Annotated in this window: 22 protein-coding genes; 10 read left to right on the forward strand and 12 right to left on the reverse strand. The window is 56.3% G+C overall.

Going from position 1 to position 21,291, the window contains the following annotated elements; translation table 11 throughout:
* The first annotated feature begins 297 nt into the window (after positions 1 to 297).
* The 3 genes from xsc (ACO05M_RS09025) (at position 298) to ACO05M_RS09035 (ending at position 4,491) form a co-directional block, all read left to right on the forward strand.
* Positions 298 to 2,058, forward strand: coding sequence for a sulfoacetaldehyde acetyltransferase (xsc, locus tag ACO05M_RS09025; protein ID WP_421870504.1), 1,761 nt, complete (start codon positions 298 to 300; stop codon positions 2,056 to 2,058).
* A gap of 241 nt (positions 2,059 to 2,299) precedes the next feature.
* A complete protein-coding gene (gene pta / locus ACO05M_RS09030; protein WP_421870508.1) occupies positions 2,300 to 3,298 on the forward strand; it encodes a phosphate acetyltransferase in 999 nt (332 codons plus the stop codon).
* Positions 3,299 to 3,987: 689 nt separating this feature from the next.
* Positions 3,988 to 4,491, forward strand: coding sequence for a Crp/Fnr family transcriptional regulator (locus tag ACO05M_RS09035; RefSeq protein WP_421870511.1), 504 nt, complete (start codon positions 3,988 to 3,990; stop codon positions 4,489 to 4,491).
* Positions 4,492 to 4,530: 39 nt separating this feature from the next.
* On the opposite strand, the gene ACO05M_RS09040 is transcribed toward ACO05M_RS09035, so the two are convergent.
* Together ACO05M_RS09040 and ACO05M_RS09045 are read right to left on the reverse strand one after the other, a co-directional pair.
* Entirely contained in the window at positions 4,531 to 4,923 is a 393-nt protein-coding gene (locus tag ACO05M_RS09040) for a DUF3592 domain-containing protein (protein WP_421870514.1), read from the reverse strand.
* Positions 4,924 to 5,029: 106 nt separating this feature from the next.
* Positions 5,030 to 5,425: a hypothetical protein gene (locus ACO05M_RS09045; protein WP_421870517.1), complete on the reverse strand. Its 396-nt coding sequence runs from the start codon at positions 5,423 to 5,425 to the stop codon at positions 5,030 to 5,032.
* A gap of 351 nt (positions 5,426 to 5,776) precedes the next feature.
* Between ACO05M_RS09045 and xsc (ACO05M_RS09050) the strand changes: the two genes are divergently transcribed.
* The 5 genes from xsc (ACO05M_RS09050) to thiM all read left to right on the forward strand — a co-directional run bounded on the left by xsc (ACO05M_RS09050) (position 5,777) and on the right by thiM (position 10,976).
* Positions 5,777 to 7,537: a sulfoacetaldehyde acetyltransferase gene (gene xsc / locus ACO05M_RS09050; protein ID WP_421870504.1), complete on the forward strand. Its 1,761-nt coding sequence runs from the start codon at positions 5,777 to 5,779 to the stop codon at positions 7,535 to 7,537.
* Positions 7,538 to 7,778: 241 nt separating this feature from the next.
* Positions 7,779 to 8,777 (forward strand): phosphate acetyltransferase, encoded by a 999-nt coding sequence (pta, locus tag ACO05M_RS09055; RefSeq protein ID WP_421870508.1) that lies wholly within the window; start codon positions 7,779 to 7,781, stop codon positions 8,775 to 8,777.
* Positions 8,778 to 8,846: 69 nt separating this feature from the next.
* Positions 8,847 to 9,596, forward strand: coding sequence for a sulfite exporter TauE/SafE family protein (locus tag ACO05M_RS09060; RefSeq protein ID WP_421870521.1), 750 nt, complete (start codon positions 8,847 to 8,849; stop codon positions 9,594 to 9,596).
* 170 nt (positions 9,597 to 9,766) lie between these two features.
* Complete coding sequence (locus ACO05M_RS09065; RefSeq protein WP_421870524.1) at positions 9,767 to 10,066, forward strand: DUF6506 family protein; 300 nt, start codon at positions 9,767 to 9,769, stop codon at positions 10,064 to 10,066.
* Positions 10,067 to 10,151: 85 nt separating this feature from the next.
* The gene (gene thiM, locus ACO05M_RS09070) at positions 10,152 to 10,976 is read left to right on the forward strand and encodes a hydroxyethylthiazole kinase (RefSeq protein WP_421870527.1); all 825 of its coding nucleotides are present in this window, start codon (positions 10,152 to 10,154) and stop codon (positions 10,974 to 10,976) included.
* Positions 10,977 to 11,076: 100 nt separating this feature from the next.
* On the opposite strand, the gene ACO05M_RS09075 is transcribed toward thiM, so the two are convergent.
* From ACO05M_RS09075 to ACO05M_RS09095, 5 genes are all read right to left on the reverse strand, one after another.
* Positions 11,077 to 11,460, reverse strand: a complete 384-nt coding sequence (locus tag ACO05M_RS09075) for a nuclear transport factor 2 family protein (RefSeq protein ID WP_421870530.1) — start codon at positions 11,458 to 11,460, stop codon at positions 11,077 to 11,079.
* A gap of 37 nt (positions 11,461 to 11,497) precedes the next feature.
* On the reverse strand, positions 11,498 to 11,992 hold the full coding sequence (locus ACO05M_RS09080; RefSeq protein ID WP_421870533.1) for a DUF2238 domain-containing protein: 495 nt from the start codon (positions 11,990 to 11,992) through the stop codon (positions 11,498 to 11,500).
* A 171-nt stretch (positions 11,993 to 12,163) separates the two neighbouring features.
* Positions 12,164 to 13,249 (reverse strand): TIR domain-containing protein, encoded by a 1,086-nt coding sequence (locus tag ACO05M_RS09085; RefSeq protein ID WP_421870537.1) that lies wholly within the window; start codon positions 13,247 to 13,249, stop codon positions 12,164 to 12,166.
* Between the two features lie 38 nt (positions 13,250 to 13,287).
* Complete coding sequence (locus tag ACO05M_RS09090) at positions 13,288 to 13,686, reverse strand: hypothetical protein (protein ID WP_421870540.1); 399 nt, start codon at positions 13,684 to 13,686, stop codon at positions 13,288 to 13,290.
* A gap of 94 nt (positions 13,687 to 13,780) precedes the next feature.
* Complete coding sequence (locus tag ACO05M_RS09095) at positions 13,781 to 14,311, reverse strand: TetR/AcrR family transcriptional regulator (RefSeq protein ID WP_421870543.1); 531 nt, start codon at positions 14,309 to 14,311, stop codon at positions 13,781 to 13,783.
* A 104-nt stretch (positions 14,312 to 14,415) separates the two neighbouring features.
* Between ACO05M_RS09095 and ACO05M_RS09100 the strand changes: the two genes are divergently transcribed.
* Positions 14,416 to 15,498: an alcohol dehydrogenase family protein gene (locus tag ACO05M_RS09100; RefSeq protein WP_421870546.1), complete on the forward strand. Its 1,083-nt coding sequence runs from the start codon at positions 14,416 to 14,418 to the stop codon at positions 15,496 to 15,498.
* A gap of 225 nt (positions 15,499 to 15,723) precedes the next feature.
* On the forward strand, positions 15,724 to 16,167 hold the full coding sequence (locus ACO05M_RS09105) for a GNAT family N-acetyltransferase (protein WP_421870549.1): 444 nt from the start codon (positions 15,724 to 15,726) through the stop codon (positions 16,165 to 16,167).
* Positions 16,168 to 16,263: 96 nt separating this feature from the next.
* On the opposite strand, the gene ACO05M_RS09110 is transcribed toward ACO05M_RS09105, so the two are convergent.
* The 5 genes from ACO05M_RS09110 to ACO05M_RS09130 all read right to left on the reverse strand — a co-directional run bounded on the left by ACO05M_RS09110 (position 16,264) and on the right by ACO05M_RS09130 (position 20,927).
* On the reverse strand, positions 16,264 to 16,974 hold the full coding sequence (locus tag ACO05M_RS09110) for a hypothetical protein (protein ID WP_421870552.1): 711 nt from the start codon (positions 16,972 to 16,974) through the stop codon (positions 16,264 to 16,266).
* A 228-nt stretch (positions 16,975 to 17,202) separates the two neighbouring features.
* Positions 17,203 to 17,745, reverse strand: a complete 543-nt coding sequence (locus ACO05M_RS09115; RefSeq protein WP_421870556.1) for a universal stress protein — start codon at positions 17,743 to 17,745, stop codon at positions 17,203 to 17,205.
* A 102-nt stretch (positions 17,746 to 17,847) separates the two neighbouring features.
* Positions 17,848 to 19,191 carry a TRAP transporter large permease gene (locus ACO05M_RS09120; RefSeq protein WP_421870558.1) on the reverse strand — a complete coding sequence of 448 codons (1,344 nt, stop codon included), beginning with the start codon at positions 19,189 to 19,191 and terminating at the stop codon, positions 17,848 to 17,850.
* A gap of 14 nt (positions 19,192 to 19,205) precedes the next feature.
* Positions 19,206 to 19,778, reverse strand: coding sequence for a TRAP transporter small permease (locus tag ACO05M_RS09125; protein ID WP_421870561.1), 573 nt, complete (start codon positions 19,776 to 19,778; stop codon positions 19,206 to 19,208).
* A 135-nt stretch (positions 19,779 to 19,913) separates the two neighbouring features.
* Complete coding sequence (locus ACO05M_RS09130) at positions 19,914 to 20,927, reverse strand: TRAP transporter substrate-binding protein (RefSeq protein ID WP_421870563.1); 1,014 nt, start codon at positions 20,925 to 20,927, stop codon at positions 19,914 to 19,916.
* Between the last annotated feature and the right edge of the window lie 364 nt (positions 20,928 to 21,291).

Consider the following 21,291-nt stretch of genomic DNA (forward strand, 5'->3'; position numbering starts at 1 on the left):
AGCTTGCCTATACCCAGTGCCATGTCTGTGCCCAGATGCGCACTCCTTTCGCTATTGATTCTGTTTCTTTCTCCACCACGTACGCCACATCTACCCCTCAGCGGATGGCTCGATGCGGTGCGATGCTGTCTGGAGCAGGGGCGGGGATCGGAAGCGCTTCGGTCTAGCGGAAAGTTTCAGGCGTGGCTCCCACTCAGGCCCGGGGGCTGCGCCGCCTAACTTGTGGACTCTCTGAGATCCTGAATAAACGGTTGCTGCCGATTCGGCATCAACTCTAACGATAAGAAGGAAAGTGTTATGGCACGTATGACTCCTAGCGAAGCCTTTGTCGAAACTATGGTCGCCAACGACGTTACCGTCGCCTTCGGCATCATGGGTTCGGCGTTTATGGACGCAATGGACATCTTCACCCCGGCAGGCATCCGCCTGATTCCGGTTGTTCACGAGCAGGGCGCCGGCCACATGGCTGACGGTTACGCCCGTGTTTCCGGTCGTCACGGCGTTTGTATCGCCCAGAACGGCCCGGGTATCACCAACTTCGTGACCGCGATCGCCGCTGCCTACTGGGCCCACAGCCCGGTTGTGTGCATCACCCCGGAAACCGGCGCCATGACCAACGGTCTGGGTGGCTTCCAGGAAGCTCAGCAGCTGCCGTTCTTCGAGACCATCACCAAGTACCAGGCCCACGTACCCCGTCCGGAGCGTATGGCTGAACTGACTGGTCGCGCCTTCGACCGTGCGATCCAGGAAAATGGTCCGACCCAGCTGAACATCCCGCGTGACTTCTTCTACGGCGACATCGACGTTGAGATCCCGCAGCCGATCCGCATCGAGCGTGGCGCCGGCGGTGAGAACTCCCTGAACGAAGCCGCTGACCTGCTGGCCGCTGCCAAGAACCCGGTGATCCTGTCCGGTGGTGGTGTGGTCATGTCCGAAGGTGTTGAGCAGTGTAAAGCCCTGGCCGAGTACCTGGGTGCGCCGGTCTGTAACACCTACCTGCACAACGACTCCTTCCCGGCCAGCCACGAGCTGTGGTGTGGTCCGCTGGGCTACCAGGGTTCCAAGGCGGCGATGCGCCTGATCTCCCAGGCTGACGTGGTTCTGGCCCTGGGTACCCGTCTGGGTCCGTTCGGCACCCTGCCGCAGCACGGCATGGACTACTGGCCGAAAGACGCCAAGATCATCCAGATCGACTGCAACTCCAAGGTTCTGGGTCTGGTTAAGAAGATCTCTGTGGGTATCTGTGGCGACGCGAAAGCCGCTGCTTCCACCCTGCTGGATCGTCTGCAGACTCGCGACGTTGCCTGTCTGGCCACCAAAGCTGAGCGCGCTGAGAACATCGCCGCCGAGAAAGCGTCTTGGGAGAAAGAGCTGGACGAGTGGATCCACGAGAAGGACGAGTACTCGCTGGACATGATCGAAGAGCAAGCTGGCGAAGAGGGCAGCTACCTGCACCCGCGTCAGGTTCTGCGTGAGCTGGAAAAAGCCATGCCGGAAGACGCCATGGTCTCCACCGACATCGGTAACATCAACTCCGTTGCCAACAGCTACCTGCGCTTCGAGAAGCCGCGCAGCTTCTTCGCGCCGATGAGCTTCGGTAACTGTGGTTACGCCCTGCCGACCATCATCGGTGCCAAGGTTGCCGCGCCTGAGCGTCCGGCCATCTCCTACGCCGGTGACGGCGCCTGGGGCATGTCCATGGTTGAGATCATGACCTGTGTCCGTGAGCAGATCCCGGTTACTTCCATCGTCTTCCACAACCGTCAGTGGGGTGCCGAGAAGAAGAACCAGGTCGACTTCTACAGCCGTCGCTTCGTAGCGGGTGAGCTGGAGAACCCGAGCTTCGCCGAAATCGCACGCTCCATGGGTGCGCAGGGCGTCACCATCGACAAGCTGGAAGACATCGGTCCGGCGCTGAAGCAAGCTTGCGACGCGCAGAAGGACGGTGTGACCACCGTGATCGAGATCATGTGTACCCGTGAGCTGGGCGACCCCTTCCGCCGCGACGCCCTGTCCGTGCCGGTTCGTCACCTGGAGAAGTACAAGGACTATCAATAACAGCGGCTCAAGCTGTTAGTAACAGTCCGAGGCTGACAGTAATCGTCCGTTGGCAGGCGGATCACACCGATCCGTCTGCATTTTTAACGGGATTACAGTTAACCCAAAAAACCGGCCGGTTCTCGGCCGGTTTTTCTCCCTCCATCGACATAACTTCCACGCCATCGGTGGTTATCTCAATGGGCAGAGACCCCATCCAAACCTCCCAACAAAAACCTCAGAATAAACGAAGGGCTGTGTGATGAAGGCGCTCAACAATATCTTCAAACGGGCGGCAGATGCGCCCAAACGCGTGGTACTGGCCGAAGGCGAAGACCCGCGTATCCTCGAAGCGGCCTGCGTGGCCACCGAGCGCGGCATCGCGCAGATCACCGTGCTGGGCGACGAAGCCAAGATCCGTGCCCTGGCGGAGGAAAACAACCTCAACCTCGACGGCATTACCCTGCTCGATCCGGCCAGCTCGCCGGAGCTGGCGCGCTACGCCGACGCCTTGTACCAGAAGCGCAAAGCCAAGGGCATGACCGAGGCGCAGGCGGCCGAGCAGGTCCAGAACCCGCTGATCTACGCCCAGGTGATGGTCCAACTGGACGATGCCGACGGCTCCGTAGCCGGCGCGGTCTACACCACCGGCGACGTGGTGCGCTCGGCGATCCAGATCATCGGCATGGCGCCCAGCGCCAGCATGATCTCCAGCTTCTTCCTGATGATGCTGTGCGAACCCTTCCACGAACTGAAGGGCGGGGTAATCTTCTCCGACTGCGGCCTGGTGATCGACCCGAACACCGAACAACTGGCCCAGATCGCCATGTCGGCGGCCAACAGCGCCAAGACCCTGCTGAACGAAGATCCGCGAGTGGCGATGCTGTCGTTCTCCACCAGTGGCAGTGCCCAGCACGCGGCGGTGGATAAGGTGGTCAACGCCACCGCGCTGGTCAAACAGCAACAGCCGGAGCTGTGCATCGACGGTGACGTACAACTCGATGCCGCCATCGTGGCCGAGATCGCCGAACGCAAAGTGGGTCAGTCCGAAACCAAGGGCAAGGCCAACGTGCTGGTATTCCCGAACCTGGAAGCGGGCAATATCGGCTACAAACTGGCGGAGCGGATCGGCAAGGCCGATGCGATCGGCCCGATCCTGCAGGGTCTGGCCAAACCGGCCAACGACCTGTCGCGCGGCTGCAGCGCCAACGACGTGGTGAACGTGATCGCGATTACGGTCGTCCAGTCACAGACGTTATAAAAAGCACAGGCGAAGACGCTATAAGGGCGCAGTCACAGACGTTATTAAGGATGTAGTCGTAGACACTTTAAGAGTGCAGTTGCAGACCGGCAGGCCGAGACCCGGCTGCTGATTAGTCAGTTGGTGAATAACGAAAACGGTGGCGTACTGGCGTTGTGAGACAGATTGATTTGTTGAAAGTAAAAGAGGAAATCTGGACCTGGCTTATTGCGGTCTGGTCCCTGGGCTTTGGGGTCTGGTTTCTGATTGAGGCCGTCGGTTAACCCTCGTGTCTTATCTAGCTCGTCGCCGTAAGAGGCGCTCGCGGATAGCCGCCTGACAAAAGACCTGTTTCGTACGTCTTGATAGCCTTGGATCGCGTTCCTTATCGGCCGCTGTCCAATCAGCGCTTGTGCCTGACTACCGCCGCGATTTCAACTTCTAGTTGCTGGCAGTATGATCAGGATACCTGTTCTTAGGTCGGTCACATCGGTACGGGTGTGTTCCTAAGTCCTGATGCCAGCCAGGATATCGGTGAGCTGTTCTCATCTCCGCTTCCCCCTTCCCGCCGACGCTGTATCGAGTCGGTGAATGCTAACAAATAGAACAGCAAAGCCGGGTCCGGGGCGGTTTTTCTTGTTCAGCTGGCAGCAACAGTTAACGCACTATACTCAGCAATAGGACTAGACGATCCGTGCAAGGAGATGACGATGAAGTCGTTAGTCGGGGTAGAGGTGTTGCAACAACTGGGCATCGATTATGTTCGGGATGCCTCGACCCTTGGTGCGTTGTCCGAACAGGCGCTCAACTATTTGTTCCGCAACGGTGAGCTGATCTTCCTTGAAAAGGACGATGTGTTGTTCCGGCTCGGTGACGGCGCTGATTGCTTCCACGTCGTGCTGCAAGGTTCGATACGGCTGGTCAAACCGCGCCGGGACGGCCGTATCGCGCATATTCGTGACTATCCATTTGGCCACGAAATCGGATTTGTGGCGATGATAGGGCTGCATGGCAGGATCGGCAATGCACTGGCTAACGAACCGAGCTGTCTGTTGCGGGTTTCCTATGGTTTGTTCGATGCCCTTCATGATGAACTGCCCAACGACTTTGGCATCCTGCTGCTGAATCTGTCGCGGGAGATGTCCCGTCGGTTAAGGGACGCGGATAATCGACTGGCAGACGCCGGTGTCGATGATTGGTCCGTCGCTCACTGAATCGAGAGGATTGCGGCTGTCGTTGGCAGGCTCGCCGGATTACTTCAACAGCACGCTGTCTGCCGGAGCTTCCGGGTTATAGAACACGGTCACCGAGTTGCCGACGGCGAACTTAGCCAGCCAGGACTCGGCCTCCTGGCGGGATTCGGTGCTTTTGTCCGCGATGGCGAAGCGCTCACTCTGATACTCGATCCCATTGACGCGATAGCTGTAACGCAGCTTCGGCCTGAAAGTGCTGATTTCGTATTGCTGGCGAAGTCCATCGATCTCTTTGTTCTCGATCCGTTTGGATTCGTCCAGGGATACCGCAGCGATGGTGCCGGTGACCGAGGGCCAGTCTTTGGCGGCATACTTGGCCTGCATCAAGCCGAACAGTTGGTAGGCGATAAACAGGCCTGCAACGATAACAAGGGCACGGACAATCGGTTTCATAGGGTTAAGGGTGTCGACGGTTTGAGTGTGAGCGAAGTGTACTATATCCGCTCGATCAGCGAGTTATTGCTATTGAGCGCTCCGAAAACCTTCCTCGTTAAGGCATTCAGGCGCTCGGTTGAGCAACGATCAGGATGCTCAGTAGTAGCAGATAGAGCAGACCGTTGATCACAAAGCTGCCGTAGATATAAATACGTTTGATTTCGTAGCTCGCTTTCACCGCGCAGAACAGGGCGTCATCGTAAACGACCTGTTTAAAGATCCGGCTGGATTTGGTCTGCAGATCGTGCAGCGTCAGCCAGTGCATCAACGCCAGCCCCAATACAACGACGATGGCGACCAGCTTGACCGGCAGGGTAGCGTCGAGAAAGTTACGGGTTTCTTCAGACGACATCACCCAGCCAATCGAGACCATCAGCGCGGCAAAGGTTTTCCAGACACTGTTCAGATACTCGGCCTGTAGCGCTTTTAAGGCGTCCAGCGCTTCCTGTTTAAAATCCATTGTGCTTGATCCGCCTCGGTTCCGGCTGCCGGAAAGGGTTTCCGTGCGGGTTAAATCAACCCGATTTCTCCTCTGTCAGCATAGTCGATGTGGTTGTTCTACAACGGCTATCTGGTCATCGAGCGAGTCGGTGATGAAGTTGGATCAGCTCGTAGCCCGAATCTGGTCCTATTGCCGATAGGTCCAGTCCCCTAGTCTGTAACCATGCATATCCGACTTAGAGATGCCATGTGCAGATGCAAGCGGTGTGCAGGCTATCAACGCTCACAAGGGCTGGTCGAGCCTCCGCGGTAAACGGGCAGATAGCGACACACTTTGGCTTTGAAACCTACAATAACAAGGACCTTGAATATGGCACGTATGACCCCTAGCGAAGCCTTTGTCGAAACTATGGTCGCCAACGACGTTACCGTCGCCTTCGGCATCATGGGTTCGGCGTTTATGGACGCAATGGACATCTTCACCCCGGCAGGCATCCGCCTGATCCCGGTTGTTCACGAGCAGGGCGCCGGCCACATGGCTGACGGTTACGCCCGTGTTTCCGGTCGTCACGGCGTTTGTATCGCCCAGAACGGCCCGGGTATCACCAACTTCGTGACCGCGATCGCCGCTGCCTACTGGGCCCACAGCCCGGTTGTGTGCATCACCCCGGAAACCGGCGCCATGACCAACGGTCTGGGTGGCTTCCAGGAAGCTCAGCAGCTGCCGTTCTTCGAGACCATCACCAAGTACCAGGCCCACGTACCCCGTCCGGAGCGTATGGCTGAACTGACTGGTCGCGCCTTCGACCGTGCGATCCAGGAAAATGGTCCGACCCAGCTGAACATCCCGCGTGACTTCTTCTACGGCGACATCGACGTTGAGATCCCGCAGCCGATCCGCATCGAGCGTGGCGCCGGCGGTGAGAACTCCCTGAACGAAGCCGCTGACCTGCTGGCCGCTGCCAAGAACCCGGTGATCCTGTCCGGTGGCGGTGTGGTCATGTCCGAAGGTGTTGAGCAGTGTAAAGCCCTGGCCGAGTACCTGGGTGCGCCGGTCTGTAACACCTACCTGCACAACGACTCCTTCCCGGCCAGCCACGAGCTGTGGTGTGGTCCGCTGGGCTACCAGGGTTCCAAGGCGGCGATGCGCCTGATCTCCCAGGCTGACGTGGTTCTGGCCCTGGGTACCCGTCTGGGTCCGTTCGGCACCCTGCCGCAGCACGGCATGGACTACTGGCCGAAAGACGCCAAGATCATCCAGATCGACTGCAACTCCAAGGTTCTGGGTCTGGTTAAGAAGATCTCTGTGGGTATCTGTGGCGACGCGAAAGCCGCTGCTTCCACCCTGCTGGATCGTCTGCAGACTCGCGACGTTGCCTGTCTGGCCACCAAAGCTGAGCGCGCTGAGAACATCGCCGCCGAGAAAGCGTCTTGGGAGAAAGAGCTGGACGAGTGGATCCACGAGAAGGACGAGTACTCGCTGGACATGATCGAAGAGCAAGCTGGCGAAGAGGGCAGCTACCTGCACCCGCGTCAGGTTCTGCGTGAGCTGGAAAAAGCCATGCCGGAAGACGCCATGGTCTCCACCGACATCGGTAACATCAACTCCGTTGCCAACAGCTACCTGCGCTTCGAGAAGCCGCGCAGCTTCTTCGCGCCGATGAGCTTCGGTAACTGTGGTTACGCCCTGCCGACCATCATCGGTGCCAAGGTTGCCGCGCCTGAGCGTCCGGCCATCTCCTACGCCGGTGACGGCGCCTGGGGCATGTCCATGGTTGAGATCATGACCTGTGTCCGTGAGCAGATCCCGGTTACTTCCATCGTCTTCCACAACCGTCAGTGGGGTGCCGAGAAGAAGAACCAGGTCGACTTCTACAGCCGTCGCTTCGTAGCGGGTGAGCTGGAGAACCCGAGCTTCGCCGAAATCGCACGCTCCATGGGTGCGCAGGGCGTCACCATCGACAAGCTGGAAGACATCGGTCCGGCGCTGAAGCAAGCTTGCGACGCGCAGAAGGACGGTGTGACCACCGTGATCGAGATCATGTGTACCCGTGAGCTGGGCGACCCCTTCCGCCGCGACGCCCTGTCCGTGCCGGTTCGTCACCTGGAGAAGTACAAGGACTATCAATAACAGCGGCTCAAGCTGTTAGTAACAGTCCGAGGCTGACAGTAATCGTCCGTTGGCAGGCGGATCACACCGATCCGTCTGCATTTTTAACGGGATTACAGTTAACCCAAAAAACCGGCCGGTTCTCGGCCGGTTTTTCTCCCTCCATCGACATAACTTCCACGCCATCGGTGGTTATCTCAATGGGCAGAGACCCCATCCAAACCTCCCAACAAAAACCTCAGAATAAACGAAGGGCTGTGTGATGAAGGCGCTCAACAATATCTTCAAACGGGCGGCAGATGCGCCCAAACGCGTGGTACTGGCCGAAGGCGAAGACCCGCGTATCCTCGAAGCGGCCTGCGTGGCCACCGAGCGCGGCATCGCGCAGATCACCGTGCTGGGCGACGAAGCCAAGATCCGTGCCCTGGCGGAGGAAAACAACCTCAACCTCGACGGCATTACCCTGCTCGATCCGGCCAGCTCGCCGGAGCTGGCGCGCTACGCCGACGCCTTGTACCAGAAGCGCAAAGCCAAGGGCATGACCGAGGCGCAGGCGGCCGAGCAGGTCCAGAACCCGCTGATCTACGCCCAGGTGATGGTCCAACTGGACGATGCCGACGGCTCCGTAGCCGGCGCGGTCTACACCACCGGCGACGTGGTGCGCTCGGCGATCCAGATCATCGGCATGGCGCCCAGCGCCAGCATGATCTCCAGCTTCTTCCTGATGATGCTGTGCGAACCCTTCCACGAACTGAAGGGCGGGGTAATCTTCTCCGACTGCGGCCTGGTGATCGACCCGAACACCGAACAACTGGCCCAGATCGCCATGTCGGCGGCCAACAGCGCCAAGACCCTGCTGAACGAAGATCCGCGAGTGGCGATGCTGTCGTTCTCCACCAGTGGCAGTGCCCAGCACGCGGCGGTGGATAAGGTGGTCAACGCCACCGCGCTGGTCAAACAGCAACAGCCGGAGCTGTGCATCGACGGTGACGTACAACTCGATGCCGCCATCGTGGCCGAGATCGCCGAACGCAAAGTGGGTCAGTCCGAAACCAAGGGCAAGGCCAACGTGCTGGTATTCCCGAACCTGGAAGCGGGCAATATCGGCTACAAACTGGCGGAGCGGATCGGCAAGGCCGATGCGATCGGCCCGATCCTGCAGGGTCTGGCCAAACCGGCCAACGACCTGTCGCGCGGCTGCAGCGCCAACGACGTGGTGAACGTGATCGCGATTACGGTCGTCCAGTCACAGACGCTTTAATCAGGCTTAAACAGTCAGCCTTCAGCGCAGCAGTTACGGATTTCGAGGGCGCTTACATAGGGACAGCAGATGATCGCAGGATTGGATTGGTCGGTGCTACTGGTATGTTTGCCGGTGGTGTTTGTGGCCGCACTGGTGCGGGGCTATTCGGGGTTTGGCTTCTCGGCGTTGACGATTGCCAGTCTGTCGATCGTGATTCCGCCGGTGCAGATCGTGCCGGCCATTCTATTGGTCGAGATCGTCGCCGGGATCGGTATGCTGCCGTCGATTTGGAAAGATATCGATTGGCGCCAGCTGCGCTTGATCGGGTTCGGCGCCCTGTTTGCCACTCCGTTGGGGCTGATGCTGCTGGCCGGTTTGCCGAGTCAGTGGATGCGGATTCTGATCTCGGTGTTGATACTGATCTGTGCCGTACTGATCTGGCGAGGCTTTCGCATCCGCGGCGGTGATCGTGCCTCGGTGATCGGCTCGGCTGGGGTGGTTTCCGGGGCTTTAAATGGCGCCGCCGGTGTCGGCGGGTTGCCGTTGGTGGTGTTCTTCCTATCCAAGGAAGAGAGTGCGGCGACCGTGCGCGGTACCCTGATTACTTACCTGATTCTGCTGGATATCTACACCTGTCTACTGGCCACAGGGAGCGGCATGATCGACTGGCAGGTGGTGCAACTGGCCGCGCTGTTCCTGATTCCTGTCGGTCTTGGAACCCTGCTGGGCAATCGTCATTTCCTCAAGAGCCCGCCGGAGTCGTTCCGTCGTATCGCCTTGGCGATGTTGATGCTGATCTCCGGCGGTAGTCTGGGACGCTCGCTGGTTAATTTATAGGCCCCTTCTCCAAGTCGTCCAGACCAAAGTCTGGCTGGCAATGTTGGGTGTTTCATGCACCCCTTTAGGCTGTGTGGGATTGGCTCCAACTGCAGTTTCTCGCTGGCCCTAACTTCTGCCAAAACCGCGGGCTTTAATGAAGGAAAACAACAACGACTTGGAGATTCGATATGGCCCTGCAGCGCTACGGCTTTATTGTTAAATCGGCTGATCTTGAAGTGATCAAGCACCACGCCTTTATCAAGAGCGAGCAGTTCGAAATGATGGTCGCCGGCGTGAACTCGGTCGAGATGGCGATCATGGCGGTTCAGGAGATGCTGACCCGTGAAGTCCAGCTGGTCGAACTGTGCGGCGGCTTCAGCGCCGAAGACAGCGCCACCATCAGCGACGCCATTAACGATCTGATTCCCATTGGTCGTGTGCAGTACAGCGATGAAGAGCGGGCGCGGTTGGCCCAGGCTTTGGCCTAAAACTTCTTCGCCATCGTATCGTCTGAGCTCGGCGATCTAGATGAAGCCGAGCTTCCAGCACCAACCCAACGGCGGGAGAGTCACCATGTCCAGCACCCTCAATATCCTTTCTACCAATGCTCAGGAATCCGGTATCAAGCAGACTGCCGGACAGACCATGCAGTCATTACGATTGCTGGCTCATCTGGGACCGCGGATTCAGTGCATCACCAATCCGGTGGCGATGGACTTCTCGGCCGACATCCTGTTGGCGGTGGGGGCTCAGACCTCGATGACGATGGGAATGGACGAGATCGCCGAATTCGTCACCAGCGCTGACTGTCTGTCGGTCAACACCGGTACCCTGGATAGCACCCGTCGCTCCGCCATCGATATCGCTATCCAGACGGCGTTGGATTTCAACAAGCCCTGGGTGCTGGATCCGGTGTCGGTCCATGCTTCCACGACCCGTCGCTCTTATGCTCAGGGGCTGCTGGAGTTTCGGCCTTCGGTGATCCGCGGCAACTATGCCGAGATTCATGCGCTGGCCAGTGACGAGTCGGCCAATGCACCGCAGAAATTGGCCCGTCAGACCGGTGCCGTGGTGGTGCAATCTGGTGAAACCGATCTAATCACCGATGGCCGTCGGACTGTGCTGATGACCAACGGCTCGGTCCTGCAGACCCGGGTCGCCGCGATGGGTTGTGCCTCATCGGCGCTGATCGGTGGCTTCCTGGCGGTTAATCCCGATCCGTTTGATGCGGCCGTGCATGCACTGCTGACCATTGGTGTCGCCGCCGAAGAATCGGTCAAGCTGGGGACCGGCCCGGGCAGCTTCAAGATGCACCTGCTGGACTGTATCTACAACCTGAACGAAGACCTGCTGGTGCAGCGCGGTCGCATCGTTCAGTGCGAAGAGGTCGCCGGCTAACCTTCTGTCGAAGGCATTCCCCCCTGGATTAAAAGAGCCCTGCTAAGCCAGGGCTTTTTTATGCTCGGCGCGTTGCATGCCGGCAGTAGAGCAGGGCGGGTTAATACATGGTGTTGCCGTTTTTGGTCTCATCCGGAATCGACTGGATGGCATCCCAGTGTTCGACGATCTTGCCGTCTTCATCAAAACGGAAGAAATCCATCGTGACGTACTCATCGTTTCCGGGCCAAATCTGGTGGGTGTGCAGCGCTACCAGATCCCCTTCGGCGACGGCCCGTACAAACTCAATCTGCTTGCCGGGGTAATCCCGCCCCATTTCGGCGAAGTAATCGATAAAGGCCTGTTTGCCATTACCGACGACCGGATTGTGCTGGATGTAGTCGTCACCGACATACAGCGAGACCGCCTTGGCCGGTTCGCCCAGATAGGCGGTGCGATAAAACGCGATGGCGTTTTGCTTGTTGGCTTCCAGGGCTTGGCTCATGGCGATGGTCTCGTCTGTAAGCGGTGATTACCAGGGGTTATCCCGAACGGGGCAGGCGTTGCAGCTGCCGATCGTGGGGTTTGGCCAGCAACAGCACCGAGCAGATCGCTCCCATCAACGCCCAGCCCATATCGGATTGGGTATCCCAGACATAGCCCTGGGTTCCCAGGAAGGCTTCGGCATCTTCGCCGGTGGCCAGGGCCACCCACCACTCGATCAGCTCGTAGAAGGCGCTGAAAGCCAGGCAGATCGAGACAATGATGATCCCCATCCAGTAACGGCCGTTGACCACCTGTTTGCGGATCAGGATCTCCCGTGCCAGCAGGGCTGGGACGAAGCCTTGGAAGAAGTGACCGACCTTGTCGTAGTTGTTTCGCTCGGCACCAAAGAGGCCGTCGAACAACGGCACCTCGGCATAGGTGTAGTGGCCGCCGACCATCAATACCACGCAGTGGGCCAGGATGAAGAAATAGAGAATCGGGGTCAGGCGGAAACTGTGGTAAGTGGCCGCCATCAGGGCACCGCCGATCATGGCGGGCAGGACTTCAAGAAACCAGGTGAACTGGTCCTTGGGCTCGATGCCGGACCAGATGAGCGTGGCGCTGAAGATCAGTATCCAGAGGGCTTTGATTGTTAAACTCCTGTAAAAGATGAAAATGATATTACTGACTTGAATATAGCTGGTTGAATGTAGTGACGTATGTTAGATCAGCCGTTTACCTTTAAGCCAGCCTTCAACAGCATTAGGCAGCGTATTTGCAACATCGAACATACTGAAAGTAACATATAGTCTTCCTTGTAAGTCTGATGGTAACGCTGAAACTGAATTCTCCTTCAGTAGACAAACTTCTTTTCCCTGCCCCATAAAATATCCAACTTCCAAAGCAACATTTGCATTGTGACTATCATTTTCTACTCTTTCATGGATAGCAAAAGAAAACTTTGAGCCGAATATATATGTCTCAATATTTGACAGCACATCATCAGAGTAAGCTCTATCATCTGCTCTCAACAAATTAAAACCGTATTTTGTAAGAGTATCCTTGAGAATTAGATGAACTTCTTTATGAAACTTTGTTTCTCTGAACGGCATAATTAAAAAACAGTTTGTTCTGTAATCAGGCCAGTCTGAGAAAAAGTCAAAAAGAGATGACCTTAATCTCTGTGGTGCATTATCAATAGCAATGTTTCTAAATTCTTGTTCTTTATATATATTTAGCTCTTTTCGTATGACTTCAAATTTTATCCATAGTGATTGCTCATAATGGCCTAATATATGAGAGAGGGTGTTGTATGGTACGTGTAGAGCTGAGTCAGTCCAGTTGATATTCTCAACAACAGGGCATAATTGATCGTGGTCAGCAAGAACTCCTTCCAATATATCTAGCTTCAATATCTCTTTTCGGTCATGCTGTATAGCTGCTGCAATCGCTGAATCGATAAAGGAAGCTCTACAGCTGCCTCTCGTTCCCACCGTTTCGGAATAAGGGGGACGATTATCAGAATATTCATCATCGTTTCTAGAGATGCTAATTAGATTTATGCATGCTTGTATAGCATCACTTGGATCGCAGCCGTTTCTGAGCATTAAACTTCTTAGCTCTGGGTACAACCTTATTATGGTCATTAAGACTATGTAGTAGTAAATATCTAAATTATATTTCTTTCCTGTTTCTTCTGCTTGTCTGAAAACCTCTTCGGCTTGACTAGATAGAATAAATCCTTTTTTTTCTACATAAAATTGTAAGTCACCAATGGCCTCTTCTACTAGCAACGCTTTACTCTCCATGTAATCCTCAGTCTTATCTACAATGGGTTATAGAATAATTAAGTGATATTAGTAATATCCAACCCTTTGATCACCAAATATAAAACACCGCCACCGAAGCAGGCTATAGAGAACCACTGACAACCGTAAAAAAGGTACCAGTAGCGGGTTTTGCGGCCGCTTTCGCCCCGCTGTTCCTTGCGTTGGGCGTGGTGGGAATGGTGGTAGCGTAAGAACGGAATGGCCAGCGCCGCCGTCAGTCCCAGGGCAAGCAAGGCAATGCCGCAGAGGGTGATTCGTGCCAGCTCGGGACTGGTGGCCCAGATGGCTTGCAGGAAGCCGAGTAGGGCAACGATACCGCCGCCATTGACGATCAACAGGCTCTTATAGGCTTCGGTCAACAGTCCGGCTCTGGATAGGGCGTACTCGGCGCCGCTGGGGCGTTGATCATTGTTCATCGCGATGCACCGATCCTGGAGAGTCAGTCTTTCCTGAGATCAGTATAGTGCGGAGGTCAGGGGTGGTGCGGCCGTCTTTATCGCTTGATCAGCGTTATGATGGTGCCGCTTGGTTGAACAGCTGCTGCCCGAATCTTTTGGCGCTCGCAACAGCACGTGCCCCCATCATCGGCCAACTATGGATAATGGCCTCGTGCAGCAACAGCAGTTCGTCCCGGTGATTACTCAAGCCGGTTGCTCGGGTCAGACCATCGCAGACCTCAAGCTTGTGCCTTTCCAACATCTTCTGCAGGACTTCACTGTCGGGATGGGCGGCAACGGCGCTCTTGAACAGGCAGCCCTGGGGAGCATTTTCCTCCATCCAGTTTCCGATGCGATCGAACATCTGATCCAGCGCTTGTGTCGGTGCGGTGGGTAGCTCGTCGAGCAGGTGTGCCAGATAGCGCTGGTGCCGGTGCTCCAAGGCGGTGATCACCATCGCTTCCCGGGATGGGCAATATTTGTAGAGGGTCCTTAAGCTGACCTGGGTCGCTTCGCGTAGTCCGTCGACGCCGATCTGGGCAAATCCGTGATCGGCAAAGGCCTGCTCCAAACCGGCGGCAATTTTCAGTTGAGTCGCATTCATCGTTGACACGGTAGAACGATCACTCTACTTTGGCAAGTAGAACGTTTGCTCTACTTGTGATCGAAAGCATCTTTACCGCCTGGTTGCCAAATCGAGGAATAGCTATGAGTGCGAAGCCCACCACCATGCATGCAGTCTATCTGACCGGACACGGGGGCTTTGACAAGCTCAATTACCGTACCGACGCCCCGATTCCGGAAATCGGGCTTGGAGAGGTGTTGATCCGCGTCGGGGCTGCCGGTATCAACAACACGGATATCAATACCCGAATCGGTTGGTACTCGAAAAAGGTCTCCGAGGGGACAACAACGCAGGGGAGTGAGCAGGGGTTGGGTGAAGCCAATGCTGACGACGGCGGCTGGGGAGGAGCGATCCAATTTCCGCGGATTCAGGGAGCGGATGTGTGCGGGCTGATCGTGGCCGTTGGCGATGGTGTTTCCAGTGCCCGTGTTGGTGAGCGGATTCTGGTCGAGCCCTGTTTTCGACAAGGAGAGACCGATTTTGCCTATTTCGGCTCCGAGCACGATGGCGGTTTTGCCCAATTTACCAAAGCACCGGCGCGCTTTTGTCATCGTGTTGAATGCGATTGGACCGATGCCGAATTAGCGTCCATTCCCTGCTCCTACTCAACCGCCGAAAATCTGCTGACCAGAGCTGCGCTAACCGAGACAGATACTGTCCTGATAACCGGGGCATCCGGCGGGGTGGGATCGGCCGCGGTGCAACTGGCGAAACGACGAGGGGCCCGGGTTATTGCCGTCGCCGGCGCCGACAAAGCCGACGATGTGCTCGCACTGGGGGCTGACCAGGTGATCCCGCGGGGTACGGATTTGCTGGAGGTATTGGGCGAGAACTGCGTCGATGTGGTCGTTGATCTGGTGGCGGGCGAGCAGTGGCCGATACTCCTGCAAGTGCTGAAACCCAGAGGGCGCTACGCAGTTTCAGGGGCGATCGGTGGTCCCCTGGTACAGTTGGATGTACGTACGTTGTACCTCAAAGATCTGAGCTTTTTCGGCTGTACGATGTTAGAGAGCGAGGTATTTCCCAATCTGGTTGGTTATATCGTGCGAGGGGAGATTCGACCGGCTTTGGCTAACAGTTACCCGTTGCGTGAAATCGTCGATGCACAGAAAGCGTTTCTGGCCAAAGGCTATACCGGAAAGCTGGTTTTGATTCCTGATTCCTGATTCCTGATTCCTGATTCCTGATTCCGGAGCATAAAAATCAGCGTTTCCGTGCTGGGAAAGGAGGGTGATTTTGCCTGGAAACCTTGCCGAAATTGCCTCAAGATCAAACACTCGAGGGGCGCCCGTGCGTTCCAAACTCGCCCCGTTTTTTGGCGGTGCCTACCTATCTAATTAGAAATCGAGATGTACATAATTCGTCAAGCAGAACAACAGGATGTAAACCGGATGGCTGAGCTTGAAGCGATCTGTTTTCCTGAGGCGGAAGCGGCCTCTTTAGACTCTTTCCAACAGCGCTTTGCGGTCTTTGCCGAGTGTTTCTTTGTTCTGGAAATCGAGGGGGTTGTGGTGGGGCATATCAATGGCTGCATCTTCGACAAGCCGGAACTTCCGGATGCGCTCTATTCGGATACGCGCCTGCATAACCCCGACGGTGCTTATCAAACGGTGTTTGGCTTAGCGGTTGATCCGTCCTGTCAGCGACGTGGTTATGCGTCGGCGCTGACCAGGCACTTTATTGATGTCAGTCGAGCTAACGGGCGGCAAGGGGTGGTGCTGACCTGTAAAGATAAGCTGGTCCCTTTCTATCAGAGCCTCGGTTTCAGCCATCAAGGTGTCTCCGCTTCAAGCCATGGCGGTGCCAGCTGGAACGATATGCTGTTGACCTTTTAAGCGCTGAATTTCCAGCCTGACAAACTGGCAAAAAAAACCAGCACCGAAGTGCTGGTAACAAGAGACAGCTTTGCGCTGTTGAGGATCGTGCTCGGTTTAGGCGGAGCGCTGTTGCTCCGGCCTTGAATCTTCAAGGTTGTTGAACGCCTGTTGCTGTAATTGCGTCTGCAGGCGGCGTACCCACCAGTCGGTTCGGGTCAGCAGAGCGCCCAGGTTGGCGGTGCTCGGCAGCAGCTTGGGAAGCGGCTGACTGGCCAGCAGCGGCAAGTTCAACGCCATCTGGTTGCGGCACTGCTGATGGTATTCCCGGTAGCTGAAGTGCTCGCTTTGTTGTTGCCCGGTCACGGCGAAGATCGGCAACTGCGGGCACAGGAACAGCAGCAGTTGGCTGGCAAAGACAGCGTTCTTCTGGCTGCCGAACAGTGTCTCACAGGCTTTCTCGACCAGGTTGATGCTCAGCTCGTGGCGGGCTTCGTGCTCGAGCTCGTCCAGCTCAGACCAGCAGGGTGCCAGCTCTTCGCGAATGAAGTTGTCCAGATTGGCAGCCACCTTGTCGAAACCGATCCAGGGGGCATCCAGTTCCAGCGCTGCACACAGCATGGCCAGGTAGGTCTTGTCGATCAGGGTACGGCCGCCGTTGAGCCATTGGAAATGGCTGGCGCGTTCCATATTACCGTACAGCGATTGCAGCAGGCCGGCGTCGCTGGTCCGCAGATCGTTTCCGGAACCAAAACCCGGGTGCGGGCGGTTCCAGCGTCGACGCAGGGTGCGGTTGGCTTGTTCGATCTGACGTAGGGTAGTGCTCATAGAACCTCTCCTGCTGCAGGTGGCTGGGCTGGTAAAGCCGTGGATGAAGTTACTATAAAGGCTTCAGTTTCAGCAGGTAGGGCCAAGAACTGGGTGCTGTTAGAGCCAAGCCCCGCTGGCGAGTTTTAACCAATTGATGGCTTTCATGGATGTCGTGATGCCGATTTCCGGAGCCAGAAAAAAGAAACCCCGGCGATGGCCGGGGCATGAGAAGGACGCGGGTTGATATCAACCGCCGTTCTGTTTTTTGCGCTGTTCTTTCTGACGCTTGAGCTCTTCTTTCTCCGGGATCGGAACGATCATGGTCGGAATCCGCGAGTGGCGCAGCACGTTCTTGGCCACCGAGCCGAGGAAGGTATGCATGATCCCTTTCTCGTGGGCACCCATCACGATCAGATCGACATCCAGCTCCTTGGAGCGACGCAGGATGGTCTCGGCCGGGTAGTGCTCGACCACATCGACCGAGGCGACCTGTTCGCGCAGCTCTTTGTGGCTGGGAGCCAGCACATCCCAGAAGTAATCCTGGCGATGCTTGAGCAGATCCTTGGCGTGGTCGATCCGGTGGTTGAGGAAGTCGTCCCGGCTGGTGGAATCCATCACGTAGGTTTTCAGGGTGATGCGGGCGTCGTTGGACAGTTTTTCGACCACGTGCAGGATATGCACTTTGGCGCCGGTTTTGCCGGACAGGTAGGCGGCGTACTTGAACGCGTAGGAAGCGTTCTTGGACAGGTCGGTACAGTACAGAATCTGTTTGATTTCAGGAAATAGCATCGGCAGTCATCCTTAGCTGACGGCCGGGGTTAGCCTAGTGGCAACCCCGGCTGAAATAGTGCGAAAGTCATGGTTCGAAAATCATGGTGCGAAAGCGTTGATCTATCCCGCCAGTAACCTGGGCAAGAACAGGGCGATCTCGGGGAAGAAGGCGATGATGAAGACGCCGACCACCGAAATGAAAGCGAACGGCAGCGCCTTGGCGGTTATATCTTCCAGCGCCGTATCCGAGATCCCCGAGGCGACGAACAGGTTCTCGCCCAGCGGTGGGGTGGCGAAGCCGATCGACAGACAGCAGATCATCACCACACCGAAGTGGATCGGATCGATACCCAGGTTATAGGCCACCGGCAGCAGTACCGGTACCAAAATCATGATCGCGGCCAGGGTCTCCATGAACATACCGACGAACAGCAGGAAGCCGATGATCATAGTCCAGATCAGGTAGACGTTATCGGTCAGGCTCAGCATCGAGGCGGCGACGGTGTCCGGAATCTCGTTCTCAACCAGCACCCGGCCGAACACGGTAGCGGTGAACAGGATCAGCAGTACCCGTCCGGACAACCAGGTGGTGGTTTCCAGCGAGTGGACCAGGTCCTTCCACTTCAGCTCCTTGTGCACAAACCAGCCGATCACCAGGGTGTAGAAGATCGCCACGATGGCTGACTCGGTCGGGGTGAAGAAGCCCGAGTAGATACCGCCCAGGATAACCAGCGGTGCCAGGACCGACCAGAAACCCTTGCGGAAGGAATCGATGATGTGATCCAGCGCCCAACCGTCGGTGGAGCCTTTGTAACCCGCTTTCTTACAGCGGATGTAGTTCAGGATCATCAGGTTGATCGAGATAACCAGCGCAGGGAAGAAACCGGCGATAAACAGGGTCGAGATCGACACGGTCTGGAAGGTGCCGAATTTCTCGATCGCGGCATCGGGAACGGTCAGGCCAATCGCCGAGATACCGAAGATAACCATCGGGATCGACGGCGGGATGATAATCCCCAGACCACCGGACGAGGCGGTCACGGCGGCGGCGTAGCCCCGGTCATAGCCGCGGGCGGCCATGGCCGGAATCATCAGCATACCGACAGCTGCGGTAGTAGCCGGACCGGAGCCGGAGATGGCGCCGAAGAACATACAGGCCAGAACGGTGGCAGCGGACATACCGCCGGTAAAGGGGCCGGCGAAACTTTCGGCCAGGTTGACCAGTCGTTTCGATATCCCGGCGGCTTCCATCAGTGCCCCGGCCAGGATGAAGGCGGGCAGCGCCATCAGCGGGAACGAGCCCACCGAGGTGAAGGCGATCTGGACGAATTTAATCGGGTTCTCATCCAGATAAATGAATGAGGCCAGGGCGGAGACGCCCAGTGAAACAGTGATCGGAGCCCCTATCAGCAACAGCAGCAGGAAGGTTCCGAATAGAATGAGGACAATGCTTGATTCAGCCATGGTTCGACTCCTGTTTAGGCCGGCTTATTGTTGTTGTCGGCGTCATCGGAGAATGCATCTCCGGCCATCAGTTTGTCGTTTTCCACAGATTCGGGATCACGGACATCGATGCCCTTGACCAGCTTGTAGTAGTTAACCTGAATGACTCGGATCGTCATCAGGGTGAAGGCGATCGGCAGAATCAAATAGATATATTTCATCGGTACGCCCAGGGTCTGGGATTTCCAGAACAGGTTCATCCGATTGAAGACGAAATCGTAGGCGAGATAAACGAAGTAGCAGTTGAAGGCGATCCAGATCAGGTCGGCCAGGGCTTCAAGGCCGATGGCGGCTTTTTCCGGCATCCATTTGAAGTGGAAGGTTACACGGTTGTGGGCGGAGAGTTTGGCGGCGTAGCTGGCGCCAAAAAATACGAACCAGACAAACATGTATACGGCTAGCTCTTCGGTCCAGGACAGCGAGTGAGAAAAAACTTCTCGCGAGACGATCTGGGCGAACAGCAAGACCACAAACAGTGCCAGGAGAGTCCGGCAGATATAGCTCTCGATATTGTCGAGAAACTTAAAGAAAAGGCCGGTTTTGGACATGATCAGGAGCTCCAGTGGGAATAGTCAAAGCAGGTGCTTAGAGTCAAGCGACCGCCGCTGGGGCGGTCGCTTGGTTCAGCTGCAATCAGCTTGGCATCTAATCGCGAGCGCGATTAGTGAATGCGGGTGCTGAGCTTAGACGCCCTCACGACCCAGAGACATCAGGACTTTGTTGAGCTTGTCCTTGCCGCCGATGCTGTCGATGTACTTCGGCCAAACAGCAGTCTTAGCCTTTTCGATCCACTCTTTCTCACCATTGGCCGGATCGGAGATTTCCATGCCACGGCTAGCCAGTTCTTTCTTGATGTTGGCTTCTTGATCCTTCAGCCAGGCAGCGCTGTGCTGAGTGGCCGCTTCACCGGCTTCAAGAATGGCCTTCTGTACCGCCGGCTTCTGATCCTGGAAAACAGCTTCAGAAACGATCAGCGGCTCAATGGAGAACAGGTAACGGATGTTGGTGATGTACTTCTGTACCTCATCGAACTTCATTGCGTAGTTGGTGATGTACGGGTTGTCCTGACCATCAACTACACGCTGCTGCAGAGCAGTGAAGGTTTCGGACCAAGCCATCGGAGTCGGGTTGATGCCCCAAGCCTTGTAGGTGTCGATCATGATCTCGTTCTTCGGTACACGAACAACAACACCCTGGAGGTCTTCCAGTGTAGTGATCGGACGCTTGGAGTTAGTCAGTACTCGGAAACCTGAGTAAGCCCAGCCGATGATCCGTACACCTGCATCGCGGATAGTGTTTTCAACCAGCTCTTTACCGACCTCACCCTGAGTCAGCGCAACGGCGTCGTCGAGGCTCTGGATCATGTAAGGAAGGGTCAGGATGCCAACACTTGGCGAGAAGGGGGTGACGTTGTTGATAGCGAGGATGGAGAAATCGAGGGTGCCGATGGCGGCGTCGTTGACGGTATCTTGCTCACTGCCCAACTGGCCGTTAAGGAACAGTTTGGCTTTGTGCTTGTTACCGGTACGTTCTTTCAACTCTGCGGAGAATTTCTTACCCAGTTCGTGCTGGGTTCCTCCAGCGCCGTCTCCCACGGCGACTTTAAAGGTTTTTGCCTGAGCGTTCAGGGCAGTTGCCGAAAACGCCAGCGCCAGGGTGAGGGATAGAACTTTAGTAAGCTTATTCTTATGGTACATAAGTTGCTCCGTTGTGGGTGCCCATTGGCTCTGGGGAGTCATGAGCTAATTTTTTTTATTGTAAGACAGCCAGCACCACTGATTAGTGGGATCTCTGTCAGGACCATCGCCAGGGTCAGACCCAGACCGATAGCCTTACGATTAATTGTTATCAACCGTGAGCTTATCTTTATCTTTGGAGGTTGGGTTTTTTAGAACCACATTGCCAACGACCTTGGGGCCAACTCCAGGCACTGGACCCAGTGGCTGGACCAAACCACCTAGGTAATTTAGCAAATACTTGTTTCATCAGCCGAATTTCCCTATGCAGGCTGTGGTTGACCTGCCTGCATAGCGGTAGTTCCCTGGGCCGCGTCACCGCTTG

The organism is Motiliproteus sp. (genome assembly GCF_965230735.1).
Classification (GTDB): domain Bacteria; phylum Pseudomonadota; class Gammaproteobacteria; order Pseudomonadales; family Balneatricaceae; genus Motiliproteus.

Coding starts and splice junctions, on each gene's coding strand:
- xsc (WP_421870504.1), top strand. CDS start 298: ATGGCACGTATGACTCCTAGCGAAGCCTTTGTCGAAACTATGGTCGCC.
- ACO05M_RS09075 (WP_421870530.1), bottom strand. CDS start 11,460: ATGAGCCAAGCCCTGGAAGCCAACAAGCAAAACGCCATCGCGTTTTAT.
- ACO05M_RS09130 (WP_421870563.1), bottom strand. CDS start 20,927: ATGTACCATAAGAATAAGCTTACTAAAGTTCTATCCCTCACCCTGGCG.
- ACO05M_RS09035 (WP_421870511.1), top strand. CDS start 3,988: ATGAAGTCGTTAGTCGGGGTAGAGGTGTTGCAACAACTGGGCATCGAT.
- ACO05M_RS09100 (WP_421870546.1), top strand. CDS start 14,416: ATGAGTGCGAAGCCCACCACCATGCATGCAGTCTATCTGACCGGACAC.
- ACO05M_RS09110 (WP_421870552.1), bottom strand. CDS start 16,974: ATGAGCACTACCCTACGTCAGATCGAACAAGCCAACCGCACCCTGCGT.
- ACO05M_RS09080 (WP_421870533.1), bottom strand. CDS start 11,992: ATGATCGGCGGTGCCCTGATGGCGGCCACTTACCACAGTTTCCGCCTG.
- ACO05M_RS09060 (WP_421870521.1), top strand. CDS start 8,847: ATGATCGCAGGATTGGATTGGTCGGTGCTACTGGTATGTTTGCCGGTG.
- ACO05M_RS09120 (WP_421870558.1), bottom strand. CDS start 19,191: ATGGCTGAATCAAGCATTGTCCTCATTCTATTCGGAACCTTCCTGCTG.
- ACO05M_RS09105 (WP_421870549.1), top strand. CDS start 15,724: ATGGCTGAGCTTGAAGCGATCTGTTTTCCTGAGGCGGAAGCGGCCTCT.
- ACO05M_RS09095 (WP_421870543.1), bottom strand. CDS start 14,311: ATGAATGCGACTCAACTGAAAATTGCCGCCGGTTTGGAGCAGGCCTTT.
- thiM (WP_421870527.1), top strand. CDS start 10,152: ATGTCCAGCACCCTCAATATCCTTTCTACCAATGCTCAGGAATCCGGT.
- ACO05M_RS09040 (WP_421870514.1), bottom strand. CDS start 4,923: ATGAAACCGATTGTCCGTGCCCTTGTTATCGTTGCAGGCCTGTTTATC.
- pta (WP_421870508.1), top strand. CDS start 2,300: ATGAAGGCGCTCAACAATATCTTCAAACGGGCGGCAGATGCGCCCAAA.
- pta (WP_421870508.1), top strand. CDS start 7,779: ATGAAGGCGCTCAACAATATCTTCAAACGGGCGGCAGATGCGCCCAAA.
- ACO05M_RS09090 (WP_421870540.1), bottom strand. CDS start 13,686: ATGAACAATGATCAACGCCCCAGCGGCGCCGAGTACGCCCTATCCAGA.
- ACO05M_RS09065 (WP_421870524.1), top strand. CDS start 9,767: ATGGCCCTGCAGCGCTACGGCTTTATTGTTAAATCGGCTGATCTTGAA.
- xsc (WP_421870504.1), top strand. CDS start 5,777: ATGGCACGTATGACCCCTAGCGAAGCCTTTGTCGAAACTATGGTCGCC.
- ACO05M_RS09115 (WP_421870556.1), bottom strand. CDS start 17,745: ATGCTATTTCCTGAAATCAAACAGATTCTGTACTGTACCGACCTGTCC.
- ACO05M_RS09045 (WP_421870517.1), bottom strand. CDS start 5,425: ATGGATTTTAAACAGGAAGCGCTGGACGCCTTAAAAGCGCTACAGGCC.
- ACO05M_RS09125 (WP_421870561.1), bottom strand. CDS start 19,778: ATGTCCAAAACCGGCCTTTTCTTTAAGTTTCTCGACAATATCGAGAGC.
- ACO05M_RS09085 (WP_421870537.1), bottom strand. CDS start 13,249: ATGGAGAGTAAAGCGTTGCTAGTAGAAGAGGCCATTGGTGACTTACAA.